Raw genomic sequence first — 5,524 nt, 5'->3', positions numbered from 1 at the left:
GCCCTCGCCGCCATGCTGCTCGCGGTTGCCTGCACGACCGGCAAGCCGGCGCAGACGGCTGCCGCGCCACGCGTCGTCGCGGACATCGGCACGCCGCTCAGTGCAGCCGCGATCGCGCCCTGGAACATCGACGTCGCGCCGGACGGCCGCGGCCTGCCGCCCGGCAGCGGCGACGTCAAGACCGGCGCGCGGGTGTTCGCGCAAAAATGTGCGGCCTGTCACGGCGCGCAGGGCGAAGGGCTGATCGGCGACCCGCTGGTGGGCGGCGCGGGAACGCTCAGGAGCGCCGCGCCCAAACGCACGGTCGGCAGCTACTGGCCTTATGCGACCACGCTGTTCGACTATATCCGCCGCGCGATGCCCTACAACGCGCCGCAGTCGTTGAGCGCGGACGAGGTCTATGCGTTGAGCGCCTGGATCCTCAATCGCAACGGCATCGTGCCGGACAATGCAAAGCTGGATGCACGCACGCTTGCGGCCGTGCGCATGCCCAACCGCGACGGCTTCGTGCCCGACCCGCGCCCCGGCAAGCTCTAGTGCGATATGACGCTTGCGTGTGCGCGCGGCGCCTTCGCCATGCCTTTGTCGCTAAAATTGATCGAATCATGGAGATCTTCTTATGCAGTCCTTGTCGTTAGCGCCAGCCGGTGAATTTTCCGGCGTCCAGTTCGTTCTCACCGACATGGACGAGACGCTGACGTATCAGGGCCGCCTCGCTGCGAGCACCTACGATGCACTCGAACGCTTGCAGGCAGCCGGTGTGCGCGTGATGCCCGTCACCGCCGCGCCCGCGGGCTGGGGCGACCAGATGGCGCGCATGTGGCCGGTGGACGGCGTGATTGCCGAAAACGGCGGCATTTTCATGCGGCGCTGCGCGCAGGGACACGGCATCGAGCGCTCGTGGTGGGCCGATGAAGCAGACGTGACGGCGATGCGCAACAGACTCGCGTCGATCGCGGCACAGGTGGCGGATGCCGTGCCCGATGCGTGCGTCGCGGACGACCAGGTGTTCCGTCTCGCCAGCCTCGCCTGGCAACGCACCGGCACCTCGCGCGACGGGCAGATTGTCGCGGCGTTGCGCGCCGCGGGCGCCGACACCACGGTCAACAACCTGTGGGTGCTGGGTTGGCTGGGCGGCTATGACAAGCTGTCGATGTCGCTGCGGGTGCTGACCGATGCCTATGGCGTCGCGCCCGCCACGGCCGCCGAAGTCGTGGCGTATTCGGGCGACTCGACCAACGATGCGCCGATGTTCGGCTATTTCCGGCACACCGTGGGCGTGAGTACGGTGGTCGATTGCCTGCCGCAACTTCCCGTCGCGCCGCGCTGGGTCACGGCAGGACCGGGCGGCGCGGGCTTCGTCGAATTCGCCAACGCGATCCTGCGCGCGCGAGGCGTCTGAAGCGAACCTCACGCGCATCACGCGCGCCAGACCGGCGAACCGCAATGCCGCAATTCGCCGGACACCACACGATATCGTGCCGGCCTGTCGCGCCGATGAATGCCGCTCGGCGATTCTGCGTAACGTGCTCTATGCGCGCTCTATGCCCGCACTATCGCCTGCCCGATTAGCGCCCCGCGCTAACGGCGCTTTCCAGCGTCCACGAATTTCATCGATCAAAAGATCGGTTCCCTAGCATCTGCGTGTCGTCTAGTCTCTGTGATGGCTGCGCCAGAGATGCATCGGGCGACCCGGTAACGCAACACTGAAAAGGATATCGTATGGCTCTCATCAACACCCAGGTCAAGCCGTTCCAGGCAACCGCCTATCACGCCGGTAAATTCGTGCCGGTCAGCGAAGAAAACTTCAAGGGCAAGTGGTCGGTGGTGGTGTTCTACCCCGCCGATTTCACCTTCGTATGCCCGACCGAACTGGGCGACCTGGCCGATCACTACGGCGAATTCCAGAAACTCGGCGTGGAACTCTATGGCGTGTCCACGGATACGCATTTCACCCACAAGGCCTGGCACGATACGTCGGAGACGATCGCCAAAGTGCAGTACCCGCTCGTCGGCGATCCTACCGCTACGCTTGCGCGTAACTTCGATGTCCTGATCGAAGAGGAAGGTCTGGCGCTGCGCGGCACGTTCCTGATCGACCCGCAAGGCAAGATCAAGCTCTACGAGATCCACGACAACGGCATTGGCCGCGATGCGAACGAACTGCTGCGCAAGGTGCAGGCCGCGCAATACGTTGCTTCTCATCCGGGCGAAGTCTGCCCCGCCAAATGGACGCCAGGTGCACAAACCCTCACCCCTTCGCTCGATCTGGTGGGCAAGATCTGAGGCCTGGCACGCGCGGCACGCGTCGCGCGTCAATGTCCGCCGGGCGCAGTAGCCGGCCTGGCTCGTCCGGGCGTGAGGATTACGCCCATTGCGCGTAGTTTTTGCATGGGCGACGCATCCCTTCAACGCCTGATAACGATATGACGTTTCATTCTTTTCCAAATCGCCTCGCGGGCGCTAGCGTGAATCATCATGAGTGAACTTTCCCCCTCTTCCGCGCCGCTTGCCTGGATTGTCGGCGTCGGCGCAAGCGCCGGACTCGGCGCCGCGCTCGCACGCCGTTTTGCCAACGAAGGCTATACGGTCGTGCTTACCGGACGCACGGCGTCGCGTATCGAGGCGATTGCCGCTGAAATACGCGCGCAAGGCGGCCACGCCGTTGCGGCGGCCGCCGACGTGACCGACGAGGCGCAGATCGCGCAGATCGCCGCACAGGTGCGCGGGCAAGGTACGCTGCGTAGCGCGATCTTCAACGCGGGCAATGCCGTGCGCGCCCCCACGCTGGAACTGGAGACCGCGCAATTCGAACAGGCGTGGCGCACCAATGTGCTCGGTGGCTTCGTTTTCGCGCGGGCGGCCCTGCCGCTGCTACTCGCCGCCCCCGACGCCACGACCAGCGCCACCGGCGCGGGCAGCCTGATCTTCACGGGCGCGACCGCCTCGTTGCGCGGGCGGCCTCCGTTTGCCGCATTCGCATCGGCCAAAGCCGGTTTGCGCTCGCTTTCGCAAAGCCTCGCGCGTGAGTTCTCACCGCGCGGCGTGCATGTCGCGCATGTCGTGATCGACGGCGGCATCGACGGCGAGCGGCTGCGCAGCGCGGCACCGCAACGCGCGAACGACGCGGGCCCGGACGGGCTGCTCAACATCGACGCCATCGCCGGGAGCTACTGGCAGTTGCATCAACAGAATCGCAGCGCGTGGACCCAGGAAATCGATCTGCGGCCCTGGCGCGAACCGTTTTGATCGGAGCCCTCATGAGCACTGTGCTATCGGAACTGGAATCGTCCGCTGTTTCGGCCTCATCGACTGTGCCGGCTGTTTCGAACAATCACGCGGTCGAGGCCGAACTCAACTATCTCGCGCCCGGCACGTCCAGGCCGGTGAACTACACCTTTGAGCCGCCCGAAGGCACACCGTGGCAAACGGGCGTACTCGAAGCGCGCCGCGTGACGATTCACGATGCGCGCCCGCTCGCGCAAAGCGGTGAACTCAAGCTCGACCGCCAGGGCTTTCAGCTCGTCGCGCACCGCAGCGCGCTGGACGACTTCAGCGATGACGCGCGGATCCGCAACGTCTATTACCCAGAGGCCGAAGCCTTGCTGCGTGCGGCCACGGGCGCCGCCAAAGCCGTCATCTTCGATCACACGCTGCGCGACAGCGCACAAGGCTCGCGCGCCAATGCGGCATTGCGCGAGCCGGTACGGCGCGTGCATAACGATCAGACCTTCGTTTCTGGGCCGCGGCGGGTGCGCGATCATCTCGACGCCGACGACGCCCATCAGCGCCTCCAACGCCGTTTCGCCATCATCAACCTGTGGCGGCCCTTGAGCGAGGTCGAACAATTGCCGCTGGCGCTCTGCGATGCACGCTCGATCGCGCCCGAGGACCTGATTGCCTCCGATCTCGTGTATCGCGACAAGGTAGGCGAGACCTATTCGTTCCTCCAGAATCCGCTTCATCGGTGGTTCTACTTTCCGCGCTTGCGCCCCGACGAAGCGCTGCTGCTGAAAATCTACGACTCGTTGCAGGACGGCACGGCGCGGCTCACCGCCCACACCGCCTTCGAAGACCCGCAAACGCCCGAAAACGCGGCGCCCAGACGCAGCATCGAATTGCGGGCGCTGGTGTTCTGGGCGTAAGGAAAACCGGCAGGGGAAACCGGCACTGAGCCGCCGCGCGGCTCAGTGCGGGCGCCTCACATCACCACGGTCAGTCGCGCATAGTAATACGCGCCGTTGATGCCATACGGCGAGAGATGCGGGTACAGATCGTAGTTTGGCCGCGCGTTGGGATTGGTCTGGTTCGGATACTTGTTGAACAGATTGTTCGCGCCGAGGGCGATCGTCGTGTGCGGTGTGATGCGATACGCCACGTCCAGATCGGTAATGAAGGCCGGGTTGATATTGTCGGCATAAAAGCCGCTATAGTCGGTCGCCCATTGGGTCTGCGACGACTTCCCATAGTACGTCTCGCGCAGCGTCACATGCCAGGGGCCATAGGTATAGGCGCCCGTTCCCGAAATCACGATGCGCGGCGTCGCCGTGGTGAGATTCGAGACCTGGATCGCATCGAGCACCGCCACGCCCGCCGCCGCCAGCGATGCCGGGGTATTGACCGAGAGGATCGTGGTGCGATTGTAGGTGGCGTTCAGATTCCAGTCGACGCGGCCAAAACGGCCAAAGTCCGAACGATAGTCCAGCGCGGCATCGACGCCGTGCGTGCGGGTATTCGCGCCATTAGTGAAGAACTGCGCGTAGGTGTTGTCGATGGCGTCCGCGGGCACCACCGTGCCGTTGGCCGCGATGGCGGCTGCGGCCAGCGAGCCGGAAATCTGCCCTGAATCGACGATGCGGTTGTTCACGTCGATCTGATAGGCGTCCACGCTCACATGCAGCCCCGTGAGCGGTTGTGCGACAAAACCAATACTGAACTGCTTCGAGGTCTCGTTTTTGAGCGCCGGCGCGCCGAGTACCCGTGCGCCCGCCGAATCGAGCGGAATCTGGATGGTCGCGCCACCGGTGGTGACGTTGGTCGCCGAGTAGTATTGCTGCACCAGCGTCGGCGCGTGCGTGCCCGTGCCGGCCGAACCGCGCAGCCCCAGCGCGGGGCTGAAGTCATAGCGGGTCGACAGCGTGCCGTCGACCGACGCCCCAAGCTGCTGATAGTCCTCGCCGCGCACGGCGGCATCGACCTGCCATTGGGGCAGGATATGCGTGGATACATCCGTGTAGGCGGCAATACTGTTGCGGTGGGCATTGGCCGCATCGGTGGGCCGATAGCCCGGAAACGCCACGGCGCCGCTCTCGTAGTACGACGCGGCATCGCCCGCATCGAGTGCAAAGGTTTCGTAGCGATGTTCGAGGCCCACCGCGACGTTGACCGGCGAAGCCCAGTGCGGCACCGTAAAACTGCGCTTCAGATCGAGGTTGGTCGTGAGTTCCGACGAGGTATAGCTGCCCACCTTGAACTGGGTCGGCGTCGATCCGGTGTCGGTCAGCAGGCTGTAGTTGCCCGTATT

General features: G+C 64.8%; 6 protein-coding genes. 5 read left to right on the top strand and 1 reads right to left on the bottom strand.

Translation table 11 applies throughout. The annotated features are described in order from the left end of the window. Positions 1-12: 12 nt before the first annotated feature. From VG320_RS02695 to VG320_RS02675, 5 genes are all read left to right on the top strand, one after another. The gene (locus VG320_RS02695) at positions 13-537 is read left to right on the top strand and encodes a cytochrome c (protein WP_327198620.1); all 525 of its coding nucleotides are present in this window, start codon (positions 13-15) and stop codon (positions 535-537) included. A gap of 82 nt (positions 538-619) precedes the next feature. Then, entirely contained in the window at positions 620-1,402 is a 783-nt protein-coding gene (locus VG320_RS02690) for an HAD-IIB family hydrolase (protein ID WP_327198618.1), read from the top strand. Positions 1,403-1,722: 320 nt separating this feature from the next. After that, positions 1,723-2,286 (top strand): alkyl hydroperoxide reductase subunit C, encoded by a 564-nt coding sequence (gene ahpC / locus VG320_RS02685; RefSeq protein WP_327198617.1) that lies wholly within the window; start codon positions 1,723-1,725, stop codon positions 2,284-2,286. Between the two features lie 186 nt (positions 2,287-2,472). Continuing rightward, complete coding sequence (locus VG320_RS02680; RefSeq protein WP_327198619.1) at positions 2,473-3,249, top strand: SDR family NAD(P)-dependent oxidoreductase; 777 nt, start codon at positions 2,473-2,475, stop codon at positions 3,247-3,249. Positions 3,250-3,260: 11 nt separating this feature from the next. Beyond that, the gene (locus tag VG320_RS02675) at positions 3,261-4,145 is read left to right on the top strand and encodes a CmcJ/NvfI family oxidoreductase (RefSeq protein ID WP_327198616.1); all 885 of its coding nucleotides are present in this window, start codon (positions 3,261-3,263) and stop codon (positions 4,143-4,145) included. A 56-nt stretch (positions 4,146-4,201) separates the two neighbouring features. Here VG320_RS02675 and VG320_RS02670 read toward each other — a convergent pair. Then, on the bottom strand, positions 4,202-5,524 hold a 1,323-nt coding region (locus VG320_RS02670), incomplete at its 5' end, for a TonB-dependent receptor plug domain-containing protein (RefSeq protein WP_327198615.1).

The sequence above is a fragment of the Paraburkholderia sp. genome (genome assembly GCF_035948235.1).
Lineage (GTDB): Bacteria > Pseudomonadota > Gammaproteobacteria > Burkholderiales > Burkholderiaceae > Paraburkholderia.
This window is presented reverse-complemented; position numbering and strand designations above follow the sequence as displayed.

Coding starts and splice junctions, on each gene's coding strand:
- VG320_RS02695 (WP_327198620.1), top strand. CDS start 13: ATGCTGCTCGCGGTTGCCTGCACGACCGGCAAGCCGGCGCAGACGGCT.
- VG320_RS02690 (WP_327198618.1), top strand. CDS start 620: ATGCAGTCCTTGTCGTTAGCGCCAGCCGGTGAATTTTCCGGCGTCCAG.
- ahpC (WP_327198617.1), top strand. CDS start 1,723: ATGGCTCTCATCAACACCCAGGTCAAGCCGTTCCAGGCAACCGCCTAT.
- VG320_RS02675 (WP_327198616.1), top strand. CDS start 3,261: ATGAGCACTGTGCTATCGGAACTGGAATCGTCCGCTGTTTCGGCCTCA.